The sequence below is a fragment of the Gilvimarinus sp. 1_MG-2023 genome (assembly GCF_030548285.1).
On sequence record NZ_JAUOSC010000033.1, the window covers coordinates 1 to 962 of the forward strand.

Below are 962 nucleotides of genomic sequence, written 5' to 3' on the forward strand. Positions count from 1 at the left end.
CATTCTAAGAACGCCAGATACTGTCCTGCCATCTTCATCAGCTCGAATTTTCAAATCTTCGAGATCTGCCTCATCGATTTGAAAGCTATAGAGCCTCTTTGCTGGCTTCGCTTTTGCCTTACCCCTACCGATCTGACTAGGCTTACGAGTAGATGCCTTTTGGGCATTAACATCTGGTAGAACTGACTCCAATACTTCAGGCAAACCAGGACTACTAGAACTTTCTTGAGCCACACCGGGCATTAGCTCGTTGTAGTGGTCAACTAATCCCGGACAGTATTTTAAAGTTTTCCTCAGCTGCAACGGGCGAAATGCCGTCGTTGAATGTATGAGGTCGCTGCCGGTTGTAGTAGTCCATCAGATAACCACCAACATCCTTCTTGGCCTCGGCTAGGTTGCGATAACCTAGGGCCGGTATCCACTCAGACTTCAGACTTCGGAACAGTCTTTCCATCGGTGCGTTATCCCAGCAGTTGCCACGACGGCTCATGCTTTGGGTCATTCGATAACGCCATAGCCTCTGACGGAACTTACGACTGGCATACTGGCTTCCCTGATCCGAGTGGAACATAACTTTCTCTGGCTGACCACGGTGTTCCCAGGCGTGATCCAGAGCTTTTACAACCAAGTCCGCATCCGGACTGGATGACATTGCCCAGCCAACAACACGACGGGCGTACAGATCCAGCACCACAGCCAGATAGCTCCATCGCTGACCGCTCCAGATGTAAGTGATGTCGCCACACCAAATCCGATCGGGCTGCTCTACTGCAAACTCACGATCCAGGTGGTTGGGAATATCCGGCCGTTCAACGGTGGCCTGCTTGTAAGCGTGAGGGCCTGGCTGCTTACAGATCAGGCCCAGCTCGCTCATAAGCCGTCGAACCTTGAAACGACCGACGGCAGTGCCTTCCTCCCTGAGCAAGCCTTTGATTGTCCGGCTGCCGGCAGAGCTTCGGCTC

The 962-nt window shown here is 52.6% G+C and carries 2 protein-coding genes; both read right to left on the reverse strand.

Annotation, left to right across the window (positions count from 1 at the left end; genetic code table 11):
• On the reverse strand, positions 1-204 hold a 204-nt coding region (locus tag Q4563_RS15475; RefSeq protein WP_303605087.1), incomplete at its 3' end, for a hypothetical protein.
• A gap of 55 nt (positions 205-259) precedes the next feature.
• Positions 260-962, reverse strand: a 703-nt coding sequence (locus tag Q4563_RS15480) for an IS3 family transposase (RefSeq protein ID WP_303605088.1), incomplete at its 5' end; no start/stop codon positions are given.